Genomic DNA, 20793 nt, shown 5'->3' on the forward strand with positions numbered 1-20793 from the left:
CCGGCTGGTTGCTATCAAATAAAAAAACCCTTACGAGTATGGAAGCTCATAAGGGTTTTGGAAAAGTACCGTGGGCCGGGCTTCCCGATTCGCTTCACTCATTTCCCTTCGGCGGGACAGGCTTCTCGCCCGGCGTGCTAATATCAAAATAAAAAAACCCTTACGAGTATGGAAGCTCATAAGGGTTATGAAAAAGTACCGTGGGCCGGGCTCGAACCGGCACTGGCATTTTGATGCCAATTGGATTTTAAGTCCAAAAAAGGTGCATTTCATAGTATTTCAGGTTTATTGCAAAAAACTGCCAATCCGTTGTAAATAAGCCGTTTAACCCTTACTTTAGATTACAGTTGAAACAACGTTCACGGCTTAAAATGTTGTGCCATTGTTGTGCCGGGATCGCTGGCACAACAAAACCTGAATAAAATCTGTTACTATGGAAACCGAAAAAAAACAGTTGAATCACAAACGTTTAAAATTCTATCCTAAACCAGACAAGAGAGTTACTCTTACCGATCATGAAGTAGGTGGCCTTTCTGTTCGTATCTATCCATCTGGAAACAAGGCTTTTTACTACCGTTACCGATGGAATGATTCAGTGATTGATTACAAAGTTGGTGACTATCCAGATACCAGCCTCTCAGATGCCAGAGAGGAAGCGAGAGAATTAAAAGGCAAAGTACAGGATGGCTTAAATCCAATGGCTGAAAAGAAAGCCAGGAAACAAGCTCCAGACGTTATCACAGTTCGCGATCTAATCGAAGATTTTAAAAGGGATTATCTGCCAAAGAAAAAAGCATCAACTCAGAGTTCATACAAAAGCAGAATCAATAAAATTGAAAAGAAATTTGGCAAAAAGTCCATTGAAGAACTTACCAGACGAGATGTAAAACGGTGGTTAAAAAAAGTTGCTAAAAAACACCCTGTTAACGCCAATCGAATACAAGCTATATTTTCAAAGATTTATAGCTATGCAGTTAAAGAAGATTACACAAACAACCATCCAATAAAAGGATTGGACAAGGTTGGTGGAAAAGAGAAAAACAGGGAATTGAACTACACTCATGATGATATTCGCAATTTATGGAATGCATTTGAGACACAACGGGAACCGATGCAAAGCGTTTTAAAAATGCTACTTCTTACTGGCCAGCGATTAGGGGAAACATCCCGGATGAAGTGGAGGGATATTGACCAGCACAATGCGTTATGGATTATTCCGAAAACAGAGACAAAAGGCGGTGAAACTCATATTGTACCATTAACTGAAATGGCTATTGAATTACTTGAAAATGTTCATCAAATAACCGGAAAGAAAGATTATGTTTTTGCCAGTCCGAAAAAGGAAAATTCACCTTTAGCCTTTTTTGGCAATGTAACCGATCGAATCAGACCAATAGCAGAATTACCAGATTTTAAAATACATGACTTACGGCATATCGTAATTACCGGAATGATAAGTTTAGGCGTTGATATGGTTCATGTTGGTAAGGCCGTATCACACAAAGGATTAGCCAAAGAGTATGCTATCACTAACCGATACAGCCATTATGAGTTTCTGGATGAAAAACGAAAAGCCCTGGAGCGTTGGAATTTCCATCTTAAAGAGATCCTGGAAGGTGAAACTGAAACGAAATTTTTCAAAATAGGGTAAAATGTTATGAAGCCTACAAATTATAAAGAAACGGATCATTTTTTGGCTGATGAATCTATTCCTTTAAATGAAAAAATAGACTATCTGGAATCGTTTATTATTAAGTATAAATCAGATTTAGGGGAACTCAGACAACAATACGATAACTTTAAATTTTATGGGCCGAATACACCATCTGATGATGATTTGGAGTTATGGGAGGGAGATATTGAAAAGGCTGAATTTCATCAGAAAGCCAAATGGGAAAGCAAGGTTAGAAGTATTGAAAGGCAAATAAAAAATAAAGAGAATGCTATTTATAAACTGAATGTAAAGCTGAAATACTATCAGAAACTTAAGCGAGATACTAACGAAACTATAAATAGCTCTGTAAAGCCACACAAAGATGATATTTATAGAAAATATGGAGCCTTGAAGGGGGAATTTGGAGTTGATAATGCCTTTTACAAGCTATGTGATTGGATCAAGAATTTAGAATGTGATGTAGGTGTAACTGATTACATAAAAACGGACACTCCACAAAACTTTGATAAATCATATCGGGTATGGTTGAAAAGGAAATAGCTTTCCTAATTTTCGGAAACCCAATTCTCTAATCTTTCGCACCTCTTGCACTATCATTCAAGTGTAATCAATCGCAATAAACACTTGAAAGATGGAAAATCAACTCTCAATAATTCGGCCATCCCAATTGGCTGAAATCCTATCTGTAAACCCCGTAACCGTTTGGAGAATGGAAAAACGGGGGGAACTGCCACCCCGGAAGAAAATTTCTAACCGCTGTGTAGGGTGGCTGGAATCTGATATAAGGGAATGGCTTGAAAACAGGCCCAATGCAACCGAACCCGAACCCGCAACGGCATAAAAAAGCCCGACTGTTGGAAGCAGTCAGGCAGGAAGCGACACTGTTTAAAAATAGTGAAATCGCTTCCGATATGCACATAATCATTGAGGCGACACTATGGATCAACAAACTTTCAATAACCAATTAGAAGAGACTAACAGAGCTTTTAGGAATGCACCAAAAACGATGAAGCAGGTTTCTGTTGAAACTGGTATCGACCGGCCAAATATCTGCCGTTACGTTGCATATTTGAGGAAACGAAACAAGATAGCAGTTGTAAAAAAAGACATTTGCCCGGTTACCAGGCATTCAGCTCAATTTTTTTCAACCGATCCCGAATTAATTCCGAAACCGGGTCAGGCAGAACTTTTCAAAGCTGAAAGGTGCAGAGTATGATAATCCCGGTTGAAATATCGCATTTCGCATTGAGTGAGGGTAAAGAATATCCCATTCATTGCTTTCACCTGCTAAAACACGTAACCCCCGGCCATACCTATTTGAACAAACGTCAAATTTCCGTTTTAAGCGCTTATCTCAATCGAAGCAATAGAACGGTAAGGCGTTACCTTCAATATCTTGAGGGAATAGGCTGGATTGAGCCTAACGGCAAGGTGCACGTGATTAAGTCCTGGAAAAAAGTATTTCACCAGATGGGATTTCGATATGTGATTGGTGTAGAAATCAATCCAAAGATTATTAAGAATCCACGTGCTTTTTTTGCAGGTGTAGTATTAGGCAGGCTTACGAACTTTCAAAAATATAAACGGAATAGCACGGGCAAGGGTAAGACCGCAATTTCAAGCCACGGTGGTTCTGCCAGGCCCGGCTATTCCAATTATTTTCCCGTTGCAGATCGGGCATTGGCTTCAATTTTAGAAATAAGCAGATCGAAAGCAAATAAGCTAAAAAAACTGGCTAAGCTACATGGTTACATAGAATTGAAGTACAATTTTTATCCGTATGAACTAAATGGCAATTTCATCAAAATTGACAACCTGGATAAACATCTTTTCAGGAAAATATTTGAAGATGTTGGCCACAAAATGAGAATTGACAAGGCAGGCCGTGTAACGGTTCAGGATTCAGATTTAGTCCGGGCAAATTTGAAGTATAAAAAGAGCTGGAATTACCTATGACAAAAAAAAGGCAATACATGTACCACATGTTCCAAGTACTCTAAAACTCATTAATAATACATCTGCATAAATGATGATTCAGAAAACAAATTATAGAGTGTTATTGGATATTAAATCCAATTGGAGTTAATCAATCAAAAAAAATTATTTTAATGTAAACTATTGATAATAAACCGATTACAAATAAAACTGATTAAAGATTATTCAGAGACATTATTCTCTGGCACAACAATAACCCAACAAATAACTAAGTAAAACTAAGATAATGGCTAAACCAATGGAACAGAAATCAGCAATATCAGAAATCCCAAAAACTCCGTTGCATTTGAAAGCGGAGGGAATCCGTAGCGAATTACCAGAAAATCTCAAAGTTAACTCAACGATTAGTACAGGACTGAAAGCTCTTGAAAAGGCAGATCAGATCATTCAGGAGACGTCGGAAACGATTCAGAAATTGAACCAGGATCGGACCAGGAACTCGATTGATAAAAGGGTGACGGCATACGAATATTCAAGTAAGAAACTGGAAAAGATCCGAGACTTTGGGAGCCGGGCTGAGCGAGACCTTCGAGATGTAGTGAACTCCATAAACAGCCGAATAGAGGAAGGAATTGAAGATAACGCCTCGCGGAAGCCTCTTGCAAAAGAGACGCGAGCCCTCTTCCGTGAAATGGATGACTCCAAGAAACATAGTTTCCTGAACAAGGCCATCGACAGTGGTAAGTTTGAACTGGCTGAATATGTGCTTGGAGTACCTTCAGAATTGACCGGATTTGATGACGAAACACGAGACCGGTTTATCGAACACTTTAAGCAAACCAAGTTCAAAGATGAGATCGAAAAACGCGACCACATAAAATCGGTTGCAGATAGTGTTGGACAACTTTCCAATTATTTTGGCCGGTATGTTCAAAAGTTGGACAACTACGAGGTTCAACAATCATTGAAGTTGAGAAATGACGTTGATACAGCACTGAAAAGATAATGTTTTAGGCCAGGTGCCCGGTTGGGGTTATCGCACCTCAGCCGGGTTCTTTTTAAGCTCCAGCCCCTCTAAACTAATTTTCAAGCGGGGGTATAATGATCCTATTTAATTGTTAAAAAACAGTTATTTACAATTATTTCAACCCTTGTTTGAATCGAACTTAATAGCATAAAAGAATGGCAAAATCTTATAAATACAGTAGATCCAGAAAGCCCCTCACATTAACAGAGGCAAAGCTACGCATGACTGACTCGATAAAAGCCATTGAGAAAATCGTACTTACCAGCGACGACGACGAGAAGCAGATCCGAAGCGCGTATGCAATGGCTGGGCTTATCGGAAAATATCAAAAACTAATCGAAACAACGGATCTTGTGGAAAGGATCGAAAAACTTGAGCAAAATTATGAATCTATCAAACAGAGTAAATAAAATTGAAGAACAGGCTGGACTAAAGGATTTCTACCAGGAATCGTGCAACCTCATATTTGATTTAATGTACCCGGCTGTTAATGAATACGAGCATTCACCAGCCATGACCAAAGAAGAGGCCCGGCAATGGATTCAAACGCGGAAAAAAATTCATGAACATGAACAAAACTATCACCACGGCACATTCTTTAAATTAATGCTTGAACTTAATGACTGGATGCATGGTGAATTGTTAAGCGAGATAGCTCCCCGATTTCCACAATGGCCCAATCATCTTAAGCCGTACCGCGATGAAATCGAATGTATACTTACTGCACACTTACTTCACAAACACGAACTCAAATTCTCAGAAATATGAACCTGAATAAACGCGTTGACAAGATCGAACAGAAATCAACCATAAATGAAACCTCTACATTTTTGGTAGTGACACTTGACGAAAAGGGTGTTCATATTCCAAATGAACCCCAGACCAGAGATAAGGCTATTCATGCCATTCGTAGAATGAGAACAGCCACAGGCCCTGCTAAAAGGTTAGTCTTAAAAGGTGTTGGTGTTGATGCATGGCCCGCGAACCTCTTACCGTACAAAGAAAGAACCAACGATGTTGTGGAAGCCTATTTAATGCATAAATTCAAAATTACAGAGGCAGAGATCAATGCAGTATAGTAAAGAAGATATTGTCACAGTAGCACCCTCACGCGGTAGCTGGACCGGGATAATTATTCAGGTAACAACCATTGGCGACAGGTGGGCATATCTTGTCCAGCCTCTTGAATTATTTCATGAACCAGAGGCAGAAAAAGCCCGGACTGCTCAAACCGTTCTTGAAGATGAGATTGTTTCAGCGAACCGAAATTACCCGGAATTTTCAGTTGGTGAACAGGTCTTTCTGTTTGGCCTTGCTGGAGAGATTAAAAGTATTAATGGCGACATTTACAGGGTTAAAACCCAAACTCCAAAGCGACATTATACACAAATACGTCACCACAATGTTTACAGGTGGCAGTTAATGATATGGAACTCCGATTTATACGAACCTCCAGCATAGTAGAACCTAAAAAAACCTAAGATTTTGGAAACCTCAACTATGCTTCAAATTGCAGAAATCCGGAAACTTAGAGCCAAAGCAATAAGGTGTATTCCTAACCCTTCCACAATCCTTCGAGAGATCGACAAAGCAGAGATTAAATACATCATTGAAAAGAACCATAAAGAAACCGGCGTCTGCTTACCTAAAATGCTTCGAGAAACCTTAGCCAAAAAGTATAATTACAGTGAAAAACTTATTGAGAGAATAGCTTACGGTGGTTAGCCCGATCTTATCATTCTATTCTAAGCTCTAAGAGCTTCCAGTTATCTTCTGATGTTTGTTGAATCCTTGCAAAAAAAGGAGTTCGTACCATGGCGCCCATTTGGTTTTGAGAATCAACGTAGCTATCTATTTCATAAATCTGATCTGGAAGTCTTGATATGTGATCCCGATACTCAAGCGTTCCGGGAAATTCTGCCGTTGACGGGCTTATCAATCTATCCTTTACCCAATTTTCAGCCATAATATAGGCCATTGTTGAATTATCCCGTTCGTTCCAAGGCTTTTCATTAGAAGAAGATTCAGGCCAAAAGTAAAACCCAGCAATAATAATGAACACTACAATTAAGCATCCTATTGCAGATTCTTTTTCTTCACGTTCTTTTTTTATTGAATATCCGCAATGAGGGCAAGTATCTGCATCACTGCTAATTTCTCTTTCACATTCTTTGCAATTCACTAAAGCCATAATCCCCTCTTTTAGATAAGTGTTTATACCAACTGCAACATTAATTACTAAAAAACTGCTACTCTAAAAAATTAGAATCCTTGAATATAAATTTTTTGGGGTACTTTCTGATTTTGAAGAGACGGAGGATAATAAGTAGCAAAAAAAAATTTTGTAAGGGATTCCGTTTTTTCGGTTCATACAAGTAATGATGAATAGTCCTGGCCGTGTGAGTTGATAGCTTGTACGGCCAATCTTTTTGATGCTCAATTTCCTTTACTTGGAGCGCTTATAAAGAAATTCCAATATGTTTTTACGGCTTAAAATGTTGTGCCATTGTTGTGCCGAAAAAGATATAGCCTATCATATCTACATGAAATAAAAAACCCTTGCAATCCATAAATCATTGAACTGCAAGGGTTTAAAGTACCGTGGGCCGGGCTCGAACCGGCACTGGCATTTTGATGCCAATTGGATTTTAAGTCCAACGCGTCTACCAATTCCGCCACCACGGCACATCATTTTAAGACCTCAAATATAAGGGTACACCCGGTTCTTCTACAAGAATGATTTTGGTTAATTTTGTAAGCTAATTTCTGCCGAAAGATAAAGATTACGAAACAAAGTTTTATGGAGTTCTCTTTCTTGCAACCAGGAAAACAGGAACTCCAACAGCAAGTACCGCAATACCCACAAGGGCTCCCATCCCGGTAAAGGCGAGACTGGAATAGAGCATGTAGGAGCATGCAAGAAGGAAAAGAATCGGTGTAACGGGATAAAGTGGTACTCGGAAGGGCAGAGAATCTTTTCCTGATCGGGCACGAAATATGAAGAGTGTAATGGTTGTCAGTAAAATAAAAAACCAGAACACGGGAGCTGTATAATCAACCATTGTACTTACAGCTTCCTGGGACCAAACACCTAAACCGACTAAAATTAAAGCAATAATTCCCTGAACTATTAAGGCATTTGAGGGAGTGTTATTATTTTCACTCCACTTTCCTAAAAAACGCAGCAGTTTAAAATCACGCCCTAAAGCATAGTTTGTTCTTGCTCCCGTGATGATTGTGGCATTGGCCGTTGAAAGTGCAGTTGCTATGACAATAAATGCCACAATCAGCGAGCCTTCAGTACCAAAGATACGATCGGTCAGGTCAGCCCCGACGGTTTGCGAATTTTGAAGAGCTTCCAGTCCCATAACATGGAGATAGGCAACATTTACTAGTACATATAGCCCGGTTATGATTACGATTCCGAACAGAAGTACTTTCGTCATATTCCGTTTAACGTCTTGCAGTTCTCCCGATAGATATACTGCTTCGTTCCACCCTCCATAGGTTAACAAGACAAAAATCATGGCAGAGCCGGCAGCACCACCTGTAAATAACCCGTCATCAGAATTTGACAAGTCCGGTAGTGATTCAGCCGGTGCAGAGAACAAACCGGAAAGTGCGAGAAGTATCAGCATCAATACAATTAAACCTGTAAAAAGGTTTTGCATTCTGCTGGAATGATGAGTGCCAAGTAAGTTAAGTCCGGTCAGAACAATAATTGTTATAACAGCGTAAATCGCTGAACTGTTAGGCCCCAGGTCAAGAATGAGGGAAGCATAATCACCCAGGATAAAAGCAATCAAAGCGATGGAGCCGGTTTGAATGACGGTCATACGCCCCCAGGAAAAGAGGAAACCAACCGGTGCACCAAATCCTTGTGTCAGGAAGTGATACTCACCGCCGGCATCCGGTTTTGAGGATGCGAGTTCGGCATAGCACAAAGCGCCCATCAGGGATATGAAACCACCGGCTACCCAGAAGGATATAAATTGGAATTCATTCGCAGAATTTGCGGCCACGATGGGAGGGAGGCGGAATATTCCAATCCCCACAACAATGCCCACCATTACGGCTACGGAGCTTAGAGTTGTAAATGTGGGGAGTGGTTTATTTCCCGAAAGAGTCTTTTCCATTAATCACTCAGCGTTGCAGACCATTCTTCAATTGATTGCGCATCTTTAGTATGAACCTGGACAGTTCCACTGACGGTATGATTCTCTACAACACCGCTGTAGATATATCGGGTATTGTTTTCTTCATCCATTACAATCAGATTGATCCGCTTGCCCTTGAGAGTAGCTTCCTCAGTTATGAGAGAACGATTTCCGCTATTCAACTCTACGCTGATTTCCTGGAATTCCTGTTCAGCATTCATGGAAAAATTTTCTCCGTTGATGCTCCAATTCCAACTTCCATCTATATCAGCAGGTATAATCCAGAAGTAAAGATCGCGATTTGCAATCTCCACGGATTCATCGGGTCTCCACTCACCCATATCAAAACTATGTGAAACAACTCGTGTACCCGGTTCAAGATTCTCCAGCAGTGAAGGACGTAATTCCAGGTTTACAGAAGTTAGAAGGTAAAGTGTGATGACGGAAGCCTGGCTGAAGTCGGTTTCAAAGATATCGCCCTGCATAAACATAATCCGATCACTCACGCCTTCTGTTTCAGCATTCTCCCGTGCTTCTGCAATCCGTTCAGGATCGAGATCAACCCCATGGCCGACCGCACCGCGTTTGGCCGCTGCAATTACAATACGTCCGTCACCTGAACCCAGATCAATTACATAATCACCAGGTCCAACATCAGCCATGTCAAGCATTCGTTCAAGTACATCGTTGGGAGTGGGTACATATGGTACATCAAGGTTCTGTGCATTCAATTGAGAAAAGAAGAACAAGAGTAACACAGGTATCAAAAATACGGATCGTTTTATGCTGTTCAACTTTCTGATGCGTAAGATCACATCAACTATAAAATTTTTCTCTTCAAATGTGGAGTGTTTCTTTCTTGTATTCATTCAATAAGCTCCTGTTAAATTGCGATTCGCTTGAAATTTATATGGCCTACTGTCAGCGTTATATCTAATAGAGTGAATGGAATTTATGAAACCATTTAAATTCATTCCTGCTTCTATTATAAATAAAACATAATCAGGAAATGATTTATAAATATTTGTAACGATTTTAATTGAAATAAAAGGCAATTCTGGTTGATTATACAATCAAATTGACCGGATTAGATTGTCTTGAACAAGACAGGCCGGAATATCAAAACAGTGAGGTTGTTGAATAGCATTGAATAGATCTGGAAGGAACCGAATTTCCTGATTTTTCGTTCTAATAAGTTGAGGAAAATGAATTCTATAATAAAATAATGGGGACGTATGAAATACCGAACATTGGGAAACAGTGGATTAGTAGTAAGTGAAGTAGCGCTTGGAACGATGCAATTTGGTGAAGCGATGCAGATGGGAGGTCTCGGCCAGGAAGAGACCAATGAAATGGTAAAATTTGCTTTGGATCATGGTATCAATTTCATCGATACGGCGAACGTGTACAGCCTTGGTGAGAGTGAAACATTGTTGGGAAATGCTCTGAAAGATGTTCGTGAAGATATCGTTTTGGCCACGAAGTTTCGATTGCCAATGGATGAACATCTAATCCACAGTGGAGTCACACGTGGAAATATTATGCATTCCGTTGAAAAAAGCCTGGAACGGCTTCAAACTGATTATATCGACCTTTACCAGGTACACAGCTGGGATCCTTACACACCAATTGAGGAAACGCTTCGGGCTTTTGATGACCTGGTAAAACAGGGTAAAGTTCGATATATCGGACTGAGTAACTATATGGCCTGGCAGGCGGCAACCGCACTTGGTATCCAGGAAAAAGAGGGACTTGAAAAATATGTAACTGCACAGATGTATTACAGTCTTGTCGGTCGCGATTTGGAGGATGATTTCATGTCATTTGCGAAATATCATAACATGGGAATACTCGTTTGGAGTCCTCTTGCGGGCGGATTTCTAAGTGGAAAGTACGACCGTGACAATCCACCACCCGAAGGAACCCGTTTTGCGGAAGCCGGACAGTTTGTTCCATTCGATATCGAAAAGGGATTTCAAATTGTCGACACACTTAAGGAAGTAGCAGACCGACATGGTGTGAGCCCGGCCCGTACAGCTTTAGCATGGACACTCTCCAGGGAAAATATAAGCAGTGTATTGATTGCCGCCCGTAAATTGGAGCACCTGGAAGATAATATCAAAGCAGTGGACCTTGAACTGACTGATGAAGATATCCAACAACTCGATGAAGTTTCCGACCGTGGTGTTCCTTACCCGCGTTGGATGGTACTTCAGCAAGCGATGGCTGAGGATCCGAGAGCCAAAGCACTTGAACCCGGTAAATTTAAAGATGGCGGTCCCTGGGAAGATCTCAGGTTTAAGAAAATGCCTCTGGAAGGAGAATAGAGAGTTCCAATTAATAATGAGTAAAAGTTTTGTAAAACCCTCGATTCGTAGTCATTGAATTGTGCTTAAGATCTATAATCGGAGATCTGCATTTAATTCAGGATGACCGATGAGGGTTTGCAAAGTACTCGAATTGAAATCTTAAAATAAATATTAACCTCTTATGAAAGCAGTATTTGTAGAAGAAACAGGAAGTCTTGATTCACTAAAATTTGGAGATATTGATACCCCTGAAGTAGGTGAGGGAGAGGTCTTGGTTCGAATTAAAGCCGCAGGTGTCAATCCTGTTGACGCCGCTGTGGTTCAGGGATACCTTGAAGGCAGAATACCTCATGATTTTCCACTTATTCCAGGCTGGGATCTCTCGGGAGTTGTAGAAAAGTGCGGATTTAGCTCTCGAAGATTTAATGAGGGAGATGAAGTTTATGCTTATGCCCGCCGGCCGATGGTACAATGGGGTACGTTTGCAGAATACACTGTTATCCCGGAAAGCTATCTGTCTCAAAAACCCAACAGCATTTCTCACGAAGAATCCGGGGCGATCCCGTTGGTTGGATTGACCGCATATCAATCTTTGTTTGATGCGGGAAATTTGCAAGGAGATGAAACCGTATTAATTCTCGGGGCATCCGGCGGTGTAGGCTCTTTTGCGATTCAGCTGGCGAAAGCGAAGGGTGCGAATGTGATAGGCGTTGCAAGTGAAAGAAACTTCGAGTACATGAAAGAGTTAGGTGCTGATGAAACGATCTCATACGAAGTCTCAAATATTGCGGAATCAGTAGAAAATGTAATACCCGATGGCATTGACTTGATTTTTGATTGCAGTCGGGGAGATGCTCTGCAAAAAAGTATAAACGTATTGAAAGATGGTGGCAAGCTGGTTTCCATTACAAAAAGTAAGCCGGACATCCGTTCAGATATTGCCTTTGAATACGTCTTTGTGGAACCAAATTCTAAACAGCTGGACCATTTGAGAGAGCTGGTAGATGAGGGGAAAGTTTCAGTTCCTGTCTCAAAAACATTTTCACTGGAAAATACAGAAGAGGCACTGAAGCAAATTCAAACACTTCATACAAGAGGTAAGATTGTAATTACGCCTTAAAAAATTCAGAGTTCATAAAAGCTAATCAATAAGATTGATTCAAGAATGAAAATTATCATTGCAGGTGCTACCGGAACAATCGGCAGCAAGATAACTGAAGATCTTGAAAGTGATCACGAGGTTATAAAAGTTGGATCGAACAGCGGTGATATCCATGCAGATATTACCGATTCAGAATCCATCGAAAATCTGTTTGAGGAAGTGGATTCTTTTGATGCACTCGTCAGCGCTACCGGTGTCGGACATTTTGGCCCCATTAGTGATATGAAAGAAGAGGATTTCCGGGTGGGGTTAAACAGTAAATTGATGGGGCAGATAAACCTCGTTTTGATCGGTCAAAAGTATATCAATCCCAACGGTTCATTTACATTAGTTTCGGGAATATTGTCGGAAGATCCTGTATTTGCATCCAGCAACCTTGCAGCAGTAAATGGGGCTGTCAACAGCTTTGTAAAAGCGGCATCTATGGAACTGCAGAATGGAGTTCGGATTAACGCCATTAGCCCCGGTGTTGTTGAAGATTCACCTGAATTCTTTGGCGCATTTCCGGGTCATAAACCTGTAGCTATGGAGGATGTGGTCAGAGGTTTCCGGAAGAGTGTGCTTGGCAATATTAATGGGGAAGTGGTGAAAGTTTATTGAACGATTAAAAAGCAACCTGCAAGAGCATCTGTGCTTTTCATCCCGACCTTTCGGGACTGGCAGAGTTGCGTCAGCGTGAATAAAGTTACTCACGTTTTAAAGTGAAAATCCGAACTCTGACAGGACCTACGCTTCGCTACGGACTCTGTCAGGTTCTCTGTTTGTTCAGCGAAAAAATCCGATTCATTTGCACCCATTTTTGATGTTCTTTCGCAAATGGTAATCGTTTTTGATAGTTATTCATCAGCGATTCCCATTCCTGTACTTTCGGGTTGTTTTGATCGGCTTCTGCTTTCGCTTCAGGGTCAAAATCATCGGTGGTTTCCATGATCATAAAAAGCCGGTTGCCAACATTGTAAATCTCCATATTTATGATTCCTGCATTGGTGATACTATCCAATATTTCCGGCCAAACATTCTCGTGTTGTTTGATATACTCGTCAATCAGTTCCGGATCATTTTTCAAATCCAAAGCAAAACAGAATCGTTTCATCGTGGATGGTTTCAAGTTTCAGGTTCAAAGTAGCCCGGCTCGCCTAAGCCGGAGTTCACTGAACTGCTCATTTTCGGGTTTCCCTATGGGTCAGCGACCCGTGCTACAAATTTTCTGTTTCATCCAATCGTCATTTTTCTATTACTAAACCCAAAGTAAGCTACCACGAGAAAGCAGATCATCGGGATGAAAAAGGAGAGATGAATACTGCCGCTGATATCGGAAACTTGTCCCTGGATAGCCGTTAATACCGCTCCCCCCAGAATTGCCATAATCAAGCCGGATCCGGCAATCTTTCGGTCCTGGCCCAAGCCCTGGGAAGCCAATCCAAATATGGTTGGAAACATTAGCGACATGCAACCCGAAATTCCAACAAGGGCAAGTACGCCGACAAATCCTCCCACAAAAATAACGATAAGTAAAAATCCAACAGCTACGAATGCGCTCCAAATTAAAAGAATGGAACCACGGAAACGTTTGAGCAATCCCGTAAATGCAAATCGCATGACGGTAAAAAGAATCAAAGCCGCTAAATAATAATTCGAAGCGCCACTTTCATCAAGACTCAGTTCAGCCATCACATAGCGAATTGTGTACGACCAAACTCCAATTTGTGCTCCCACATAGAAAAATTGTGCTACCACTCCCCATTTGTAATTAGAGTTTGCAAAGAGTTTTTTCAGGGAATCTCCAAGATGGATGCTCTCGGTATGATGTGAAAATGTGGGCATTTTTATAACTGAAATTGTTACCCAAATGACAAGAAGCAAAAGAGCAACTCCCACATAAGGACCCATTACCGCTGATAACTCCTGTTGCTGCATGACTTGCAATTCCCCCGCACTGAGTCCGGCGCGGGCGGTGGCGTCGGCTGTATTCAGGTTTTCGAGGATAAAAAATTTGCTCAGCAATACTCCTGAAATCGATCCGATTGGATTGAATGCCTGAGCAAGGTTGAGCCGTTGCACGCTGCTTTCATCCGATCCCATCGCCAAAATGTAGGGATTCGCTGTTGTTTCAAGAACGGATAACCCGCCGGCGAGGATAAACAGGGCTGTTAAAAAATGTCCATAAACCATCGTTTGGCTGGCAGGGTAGAAGAGTAGTGCTCCCAGAATGAAAAAGCCCAAACCAAGAAGAATGCCCGATTTATAGGTGAATTTTCTGATGAATATAGCAGCCGGAAGGGCAAGGCAGAAATAGGAACCATAAAATGCCACCTGGATCCATGAGGTCTGGAAATCAGTCATACTCATGATGCGCTTGAAGGCAGCGAGGAGCGTATCCGTCATATTATTGGCCAGTCCCCACATAAAAAACATGCTGGTGACAAGGATAAAGGGGATCAGGTATTTTCTTTCAACAACGGAGCTTCGCATAGATTAAGTTTATGGTTCAAGGTTAAGATATCTCGGCTCGCCTGAGCCGGAAAACATTATGATTTCTTCTATGAATTCATGTCCTGTGGATCAGTGATCCGTTTTATATATAATAAATCCCGTATCCTGGATCTTGTCTCAAGCATTATACGCCCGATCAAAGTGTACATACCCACCATCCACAAACAGCCACTGTCCTGTGGTATGGGAGCTTCGGTCACTGAGAAGGAATACGGCTGTATCGGCAATCTCTTCTGAGGTTGTAAACCGTTTTTCCAGCGGAATGCGGTTTTCAATTTCTTTGAGTCGTTGTTCGGGATTATTAAACGAGTTGATCCATTTTTTATAGAGTGGTGTCATCACTTCAGCGGGAACAATTGCATTGACACGAATTCCATATTGAGCTAACTCCACGGACCATTCACGGGTCAATGCAAGTTGAGCACCTTTGCTTGCAGCATAACCCGAGGTGCCACCCTGTCCTGTAAGAGCCGTTTTAGAGCTTATATTTACAATGGCTCCTTTGGTTTTCTTGAGATAGGGTAGCGCATAGTGCACTAAGTCAAAGTAGTGCATCAGGTTCGTTGTAACGGAATTTCGAAATTCTTCCGGACTGCCTTCTTCAAGACCCACACCATCATTTACTCCGGCATTATTCACAATTCCATGCAGTGCTCCATAATTTTCGACTGCTTTCTGAACTGTTTGCTTACAAACTTGCGGGTTCGGTAGCTCTGCGATTACGTTCAAACATCTACCGCCCTTCTCTTTGATCTTTTTTTCAAGTTCCAGGCTTGGTTCATTCGATCGGCCTAAGATTACGGGGATTGCCCCTTCATTCACTAACCCCCAAACGATGGATTCCCCAATTCCTTTGGCTCCACCGGTTACAATGAACACTTTATCTTTGAGATGCAGATCCATAGAAAATCACTCGTTTAATTGATAAAATTCAACAGCTGTTTTCCCCATAATGTCATCATATTCCTCTTGGCTCAAGCCATCAAGAAAATCTTCGATAATGCCGACTACTTCTCCATATTCGGCGGCCAGCAGACAGACCGGCCAATCGGAACCGATCATCAGCCGATCGGCCCCAAAATGTTCAAGGCAAGTTTCAAGGTAGGGGGTAAAATCTTTGGTTTGCCAGTGATCCCAGTCAGCTTCGGTTACCATTCCCGATAGTTTGATATGAAGATTGGGAAAATCTGAAAGTTTCTTCATCGAGTCAGCCCACTCATCAAAAGAACTTTCTTTAATCACGGGTTTCGCGATATGATCGACAACAAAATGCATCTCCGGGAAATGCTCAACGAATTTAATGCACTCCCGCAGTTGATTTTCGAAGATCAGGATATCATAACGAAAACGTGTTTTTTGCAGTGCTTCGATACCACTGATAAACCGTTCATCTAACATAGATCCCGGAGGTTCACCTTGCAAAATTTCTCTGAAACCTTTCAGTTTTTTAAACTGATCAAAATGAACAAGTCGATTCTCCAGTTTTGGAGATGTCAGATCAACCCAACCCACTACACCTTTGATGAAGTCGTGATTCTCTGCAAGTTCAAGAAGAAAATTAGTTTCCCGTTCGGATGGGTCAGCCTGCACCGTAATACAACCATCAAATCCGGCATCCGATAGATGGGGTTCCAGGTCTTTTGGCATGAAATCTTGTTTCAGGATCTCCATGGAATCATCAATCCACTCATCCCGAACGGGGTCGTACTCCCAAAAATGCTGATGTGAATCAATTTTCATGGTCAACCATTTTCTTTGTAGGCAACTGCGGTTTGCTTCGAAGTGCCGAGTCCGTCAATTCCCAATTCCATTACATCACCGGGCTTGAGATAACGAGGTGGATCAAATCCAAGTCCAACGCCTTCGGGAGTTCCGGTTGAAATGATATCTCCGGCTTGAAGACTCATAAATTGGGACAGGTAACTGATGACCTTAGGAATGTTAAAAATGAAATCACTTGTATTTCCATCTTGCAGGGTCTCATCGTTTAATTTCAGCCAGAGCCGCAGATTGTGGGGATCGGCAATTTCATCTTTGGTTACCAGGTATGGGCCTATGGGCGCAAACGTATCACAGCTTTTGCCTTTTACCCATTGACCTCCTCTTTCAAGTTGAAATTCGCGCTCACTTACATCGTTGTGAACAGCATATCCCGCAACGTAATCCATTGCTTCCTCTTCGCTAACATAACTGGCTTCTTTGCCGATGATAACGGCCAACTCAACCTCCCAATCGGTTTTCTTGCTGTTTTTGGGTATGACGACTGAGTCAAACGGGCCGGTAATAGATGAGGTTGCTTTGAAAAATACAACAGGCTCTTTAGGAATATCTGACCCACTCTCTTCTGCATGCTTGATATAGTTCAAACCAATACAAACAATTTTACCCGGTTTTGAAACGGGAACCCCGATACGCTCAAACTCATCCACTTTCACAGCATCATCAGGGTCGAAATCGGACCGTAACTTTTCCAGACCTCCGTTGTTGAAAAATTCTTCGTTATAATCATTTATTAGATAGCTGGCATCGTATTTAACGCCATCTACTTCAATACCGGGCTTTTCGGCTCCCGGCTGGCCATATCTGAATAATTTCATTGGAAAATTATAAAGTGTTGCAGGTTTTTTTGTTAGAACGCTGCGAGAGTGCTCCCGAAGCGTCGGGATCGCAGAGTTCGGAATTAAGGCAAAACAACTCTTTCATACCAATTTCTCGGGATGAAAGGATGTTTTACACCGTTAGTTATTTATGTTTATAAATCCACCATCAATTGGATAGTCGGTTGCGGTGATGAAATCAGCTTTATCTGAGCAAAGAAACAAAGCAAGATTTGCTACCTCCTCCGGTTTAGCCATCCGTCCAATAGGTTGTGTTTTTGATAATTTCTCAAACATCTCTTTCTCTTTTCCGGGATAATTTTGAGCCAGGTAACCATCTACAAATGGTGTGTGAACCCGGGCCGGCGAGATGGAATTACATCGAACTCCATCATCAATATAATCTTTTGCTACCGAGTAAGTCATTGTCAGAACGGCGCCTTTCGTCATGGTATAGGCAAAACGGTCGGGGATGCCCACATGCGAAACAACTGAAGCCATATTCAGAATACAGCCTTTCGTTTTTTTGAGCGGACGAATGCAAGCCTGGATACAGTTAAAAATACCTTTAATGTTTACACTGTAGAGTCGATCGAGATCCTCTTCAGTAGTCTGTTCCACATTTCCGATGTGGGCAATACCCGCATTATTCACTAAAATATCCAACGGTTCTGCTTCGGTGATTTTACCAATCACGTCGTGAACTTGTTGATGGTTGGATACATCGCACTGGTGGATCTCAATATCCTGATCGCCTTCAATTTTAGCTCCTTTCTCGATCTCTAAAACGTGAACTTTTGCGCCATTAGCGGCAAATACATTGGTTATTGCCAGGCCAATTCCACTGGCTCCTCCGGTTATGATTGCTGTTTTGTTCTTTAATTCCATAGGTTTTGTACTTCTAATTTGAAGTTAATTTAATTCACAAATTGTTCTTTTCTCGATTCAACAGATCATCCCCCTGAGCCCCCTTCAAAGGGGGAATTGTCTTGCTCTTGCCAGATTTTTCCGATTGGGAATTCATAATCTTTGAGTGATTCTTTCTTTATTTCAATGCTATAACCCGGTTTTTTTGGTGGCACGTACGCTCCATTTTTGATTACGACCGGATCCAAAAAATGCTCATGCAGGTGATCCACATATTCAATGACACGGTTCTCTTTACTGCCACTAATTGCAATGTAATCAATCATCGATAGATGTTGTACATATTCGCAAAGTCCAACGCCTCCCGCATGCGGACAAACCGGGATTCCAAATTTAGCGGCCATCAGCATTATCGCCAGGTTTTCGTTGACTCCGCCCACCCGGCAACTATCAATCTGGCAGATATCTATCGCTCCGGCTTGCATCAATTGTTTAAAAACAACCCGGTTCTGGCAGTGTTCACCGGTTGCAATTTTTACGGGCCGGATCTCTTTACCGATGGCAGCATGTCCTAAAATGTCGTCAGGACTTGTGGGCTCCTCAATCCAATACGGATTAAAATTGGCAAGAGATTTCATGTTGGAGATCGCCTCATTCACATCCCATCTCTGATTGGCGTCCATCATCAATTCCATATCCGTACCAATCACCTCACGAATGATGCCGGCGCGTCTCATATCATCTTCCAAATCTGATCCGACCTTCATTTTCAGGTGTTTAAATCCATCCTCTTTAGCTTCACGGCTTAAACGACGAATTTTTTCATCAGAATATCCCAGCCATCCGGCGGATGTTGTGTATGCGGGGTAACCGTTATTAAGTAATTCTTCAACTCTCTCGCGCTTTGTAGCTTCATTCTTTTGAAGTATTGACAAAGCCGCATCCCGTGTTATGGCATCGGTGATATAAGTAAAATCCACACATTGCACGAGCTCTTCGGGAGACATATCCGCCAAAAGCTTCCAAAGAGGTTTGCCTTCCACTTTCGCATAAAGGTCCCAAACGGCATTTACAAGAGCTCCCGTTGCGAGATGAATCACACCTTTTTCAGGGCCAAGCCAGCGAAGCTGACTGTCGCCGGTTATCATCTTCCAGAAAGCTCCCATATCAGATGTAAAATCCGACAATTTATTTCCAATTAGCAGGTAAGACATCGATTCAATAGCCCGGCAGCAGATCTCATTGCCGCGGCCAATTGTAAATGTGAGCCCGTGCCCCTCATATTCCGAATCGGTTTTTAAAATGACATATGCAGCCGAATAATCCGGATCGGGATTCATCGCATCCGAACCGTCAAGCGATCGGCTGGTGGGAAACCGAATATCTTTTACATCGATGGCAGTTATGGTAATATCCATCTTCAATACTTTTAGAAATTAGATCAATAAAAAAATAGAGCATGGATGAAGTTCACCCACAAAGAGTGTAGGAAAAAGTTGTTAAAAATGTTAACCATATCTTGTCATTTCCTTTGTAGAGTTTTGCTTTCAGTTCGGTGTTCAGAAGTGAGAGAACAATCTTTATATTTAAGGTTAAATATCTGCTAACATAATCACCAATTCATGTCAAAACGTGTATTAACTATCACTATGAATCCAGCTGTGGATGTAAACAGTATGGCTGACGAAGTAATGACTAATCAAAAAGTGAGATGCGAAAAGCCTGATTACGATCCAGGCGGCGGCGGAATAAATGTGGCCCGAGTTTTGACCAGGCTGGAAGCTCAAGCCAATGCGATTTACCTTGCAGGCGGTATTGCAGGTGGACTTTTAACGTACTTATTGGATTCGGAGAAGGTTCCTCATGAACAAATTGAGATCAGCGGTATGACAAGGGAAAACACTTCAGTTATCGATAAAAAAACCGGTGAACAGTATCGATTTGTATTCCCGGGGCCCGAAATTCAGGAGGCAGAATGGAAAGAAGCGCTGAAATGGATCGAAAAAAATATTGATGATTACAATATTGTTGTAGGCAGTGGCAGTTTGCCCCCGGGGGTTCCAACTGATTTTTACAGCAGGGTTGCAAAACTCGTTCTTGAAAATGATAAAGCGTACATTTTAGATACATCAGGTGATTTTTTGGTCGAGGGGCTGAAAAACGGTGCTACATTCATCAAACCAAATCAGGAAGAGTTCGAGCAATTAAAAGAACAAACGGGTTCAACAACGAAAGATGAACTGATCCAAAAGTTGTTTGAATCGAATATCGAGAATATTGTGCACACGATGGGGAAAGTGGGTACAATACTGATCAATAAAGAAGGGAAGAAAGAGTTCAAACCGCCGGAAATTGAAGTGAACAGTTCTATTGGTGCCGGTGATAGTTTTGTGGGAGGGCTGGTTTTCGGGTTGTTAAATGAAATGAAGGCACAGGATGCTGTTTGTTACGGTATCTCTGCGGCCGCAAGTACTCTGAAAAGTGCAGGAACAGATCTATGTGAATTGAAAGATGTACAAGCGATCCACGCAGAACTTTGTGGGTCATAGAAATATTAAAAGATTAATTGTT

The 20793-nt window shown here is 41.6% G+C and carries 25 protein-coding genes and 1 tRNA gene; 15 read left to right on the forward strand and 11 right to left on the reverse strand.

Going from position 1 to position 20793, the window contains the following annotated elements; translation table 11 throughout:
* Positions 1-433 precede the first annotated feature (433 nt).
* The 11 genes from L6773_RS17470 to L6773_RS17520 all read left to right on the forward strand — a co-directional run bounded on the left by L6773_RS17470 (position 434) and on the right by L6773_RS17520 (position 6362).
* Positions 434-1651, forward strand: coding sequence for a tyrosine-type recombinase/integrase (locus L6773_RS17470; RefSeq protein WP_237855774.1), 1218 nt, complete (start codon positions 434-436; stop codon positions 1649-1651).
* Between the two features lie 6 nt (positions 1652-1657).
* Positions 1658-2215: a hypothetical protein gene (locus L6773_RS17475; protein ID WP_237855775.1), complete on the forward strand. Its 558-nt coding sequence runs from the start codon at positions 1658-1660 to the stop codon at positions 2213-2215.
* A 91-nt stretch (positions 2216-2306) separates the two neighbouring features.
* On the forward strand, positions 2307-2516 hold the full coding sequence (locus tag L6773_RS17480; RefSeq protein WP_237855776.1) for a helix-turn-helix transcriptional regulator: 210 nt from the start codon (positions 2307-2309) through the stop codon (positions 2514-2516).
* Between the two features lie 96 nt (positions 2517-2612).
* On the forward strand, positions 2613-2891 hold the full coding sequence (locus L6773_RS17485; protein ID WP_237855777.1) for a hypothetical protein: 279 nt from the start codon (positions 2613-2615) through the stop codon (positions 2889-2891).
* Entirely contained in the window at positions 2888-3631 is a 744-nt protein-coding gene (locus L6773_RS17490) for a hypothetical protein (protein ID WP_237855778.1), read from the forward strand. Before L6773_RS17485 ends, L6773_RS17490 begins: the two co-directional genes overlap by 4 nt.
* 277 nt (positions 3632-3908) lie before the next feature.
* Positions 3909-4616, forward strand: coding sequence for a hypothetical protein (locus L6773_RS17495; RefSeq protein WP_237855779.1), 708 nt, complete (start codon positions 3909-3911; stop codon positions 4614-4616).
* A 242-nt stretch (positions 4617-4858) separates the two neighbouring features.
* Positions 4859-5047: a hypothetical protein gene (locus L6773_RS17500; protein ID WP_237855780.1), complete on the forward strand. Its 189-nt coding sequence runs from the start codon at positions 4859-4861 to the stop codon at positions 5045-5047.
* Positions 5022-5405, forward strand: a complete 384-nt coding sequence (locus tag L6773_RS17505; protein ID WP_237855782.1) for a hypothetical protein — start codon at positions 5022-5024, stop codon at positions 5403-5405. Before L6773_RS17500 ends, L6773_RS17505 begins: the two co-directional genes overlap by 26 nt.
* Positions 5402-5716 (forward strand): hypothetical protein, encoded by a 315-nt coding sequence (locus L6773_RS17510; RefSeq protein WP_237855784.1) that lies wholly within the window; start codon positions 5402-5404, stop codon positions 5714-5716. Before L6773_RS17505 ends, L6773_RS17510 begins: the two co-directional genes overlap by 4 nt.
* Complete coding sequence (locus L6773_RS17515) at positions 5706-6098, forward strand: hypothetical protein (protein WP_237855785.1); 393 nt, start codon at positions 5706-5708, stop codon at positions 6096-6098. The genes L6773_RS17510 and L6773_RS17515 overlap by 11 nt, the downstream gene beginning before the upstream one ends.
* Positions 6099-6122: 24 nt before the next feature.
* Complete coding sequence (locus L6773_RS17520) at positions 6123-6362, forward strand: hypothetical protein (RefSeq protein ID WP_237855786.1); 240 nt, start codon at positions 6123-6125, stop codon at positions 6360-6362.
* Between the two features lie 10 nt (positions 6363-6372).
* On the opposite strand, the gene L6773_RS17525 is transcribed toward L6773_RS17520, so the two are convergent.
* The 4 genes from L6773_RS17525 to L6773_RS17540 all read right to left on the reverse strand — a co-directional run bounded on the left by L6773_RS17525 (position 6373) and on the right by L6773_RS17540 (position 9663).
* Entirely contained in the window at positions 6373-6828 is a 456-nt protein-coding gene (locus L6773_RS17525; protein ID WP_237855787.1) for a zinc ribbon domain-containing protein, read from the reverse strand.
* A 406-nt stretch (positions 6829-7234) separates the two neighbouring features.
* A tRNA-Leu gene (locus L6773_RS17530) sits at positions 7235-7322 on the reverse strand.
* 113 nt (positions 7323-7435) lie between these two features.
* Positions 7436-8773 carry an APC family permease gene (locus tag L6773_RS17535; RefSeq protein WP_237855789.1) on the reverse strand — a complete coding sequence of 446 codons (1338 nt, stop codon included), beginning with the start codon at positions 8771-8773 and terminating at the stop codon, positions 7436-7438.
* Complete coding sequence (locus tag L6773_RS17540) at positions 8773-9663, reverse strand: SAM-dependent methyltransferase (protein ID WP_237855790.1); 891 nt, start codon at positions 9661-9663, stop codon at positions 8773-8775. Before L6773_RS17540 ends, L6773_RS17535 begins: the two co-directional genes overlap by 1 nt.
* A gap of 366 nt (positions 9664-10029) precedes the next feature.
* Here L6773_RS17540 and L6773_RS17545 point away from each other — a divergent pair, with 366 nt between their 5' ends.
* From L6773_RS17545 to L6773_RS17555, 3 genes are all read left to right on the forward strand, one after another.
* A complete protein-coding gene (locus tag L6773_RS17545) occupies positions 10030-11121 on the forward strand; it encodes an aldo/keto reductase (protein ID WP_237855791.1) in 1092 nt (363 codons plus the stop codon).
* A gap of 163 nt (positions 11122-11284) precedes the next feature.
* On the forward strand, positions 11285-12223 hold the full coding sequence (locus L6773_RS17550; protein WP_237855794.1) for an NADP-dependent oxidoreductase: 939 nt from the start codon (positions 11285-11287) through the stop codon (positions 12221-12223).
* A gap of 45 nt (positions 12224-12268) precedes the next feature.
* Positions 12269-12865 (forward strand): short chain dehydrogenase, encoded by a 597-nt coding sequence (locus tag L6773_RS17555; protein WP_237855795.1) that lies wholly within the window; start codon positions 12269-12271, stop codon positions 12863-12865.
* A 148-nt stretch (positions 12866-13013) separates the two neighbouring features.
* Here L6773_RS17555 and L6773_RS17560 read toward each other — a convergent pair whose 3' ends face one another.
* From L6773_RS17560 to L6773_RS17590, 7 genes are all read right to left on the reverse strand, one after another.
* Positions 13014-13358 carry an L-rhamnose mutarotase gene (locus tag L6773_RS17560; RefSeq protein ID WP_237855796.1) on the reverse strand — a complete coding sequence of 115 codons (345 nt, stop codon included), beginning with the start codon at positions 13356-13358 and terminating at the stop codon, positions 13014-13016.
* Between the two features lie 119 nt (positions 13359-13477).
* Positions 13478-14737, reverse strand: coding sequence for an L-fucose:H+ symporter permease (gene fucP / locus L6773_RS17565; protein WP_237855797.1), 1260 nt, complete (start codon positions 14735-14737; stop codon positions 13478-13480).
* 138 nt (positions 14738-14875) lie between these two features.
* A complete protein-coding gene (locus L6773_RS17570; RefSeq protein ID WP_237855798.1) occupies positions 14876-15661 on the reverse strand; it encodes an L-fucose dehydrogenase in 786 nt (261 codons plus the stop codon).
* 6 nt (positions 15662-15667) lie between these two features.
* Positions 15668-16498: an amidohydrolase family protein gene (locus L6773_RS17575; protein ID WP_237855799.1), complete on the reverse strand. Its 831-nt coding sequence runs from the start codon at positions 16496-16498 to the stop codon at positions 15668-15670.
* A 2-nt stretch (positions 16499-16500) separates the two neighbouring features.
* Positions 16501-17355, reverse strand: a complete 855-nt coding sequence (locus tag L6773_RS17580) for a fumarylacetoacetate hydrolase family protein (RefSeq protein WP_237855800.1) — start codon at positions 17353-17355, stop codon at positions 16501-16503.
* A gap of 141 nt (positions 17356-17496) precedes the next feature.
* Entirely contained in the window at positions 17497-18243 is a 747-nt protein-coding gene (locus L6773_RS17585; RefSeq protein WP_237855802.1) for an SDR family NAD(P)-dependent oxidoreductase, read from the reverse strand.
* Positions 18244-18308: 65 nt separating this feature from the next.
* Positions 18309-19640, reverse strand: coding sequence for an L-fuconate dehydratase (locus L6773_RS17590; RefSeq protein WP_237855804.1), 1332 nt, complete (start codon positions 19638-19640; stop codon positions 18309-18311).
* Positions 19641-19844: 204 nt separating this feature from the next.
* Here L6773_RS17590 and L6773_RS17595 point away from each other — a divergent pair, with 204 nt between their 5' ends.
* Positions 19845-20771, forward strand: a complete 927-nt coding sequence (locus tag L6773_RS17595) for a 1-phosphofructokinase family hexose kinase (protein WP_237855806.1) — start codon at positions 19845-19847, stop codon at positions 20769-20771.
* The last annotated feature ends 22 nt before the right edge of the window (positions 20772-20793 follow it).

Origin of the sequence: Rhodohalobacter sulfatireducens, from assembly GCF_022012475.1 — a bacterium.
Classification (GTDB): domain Bacteria; phylum Bacteroidota; class Rhodothermia; order Balneolales; family Balneolaceae; genus Rhodohalobacter; species Rhodohalobacter sulfatireducens.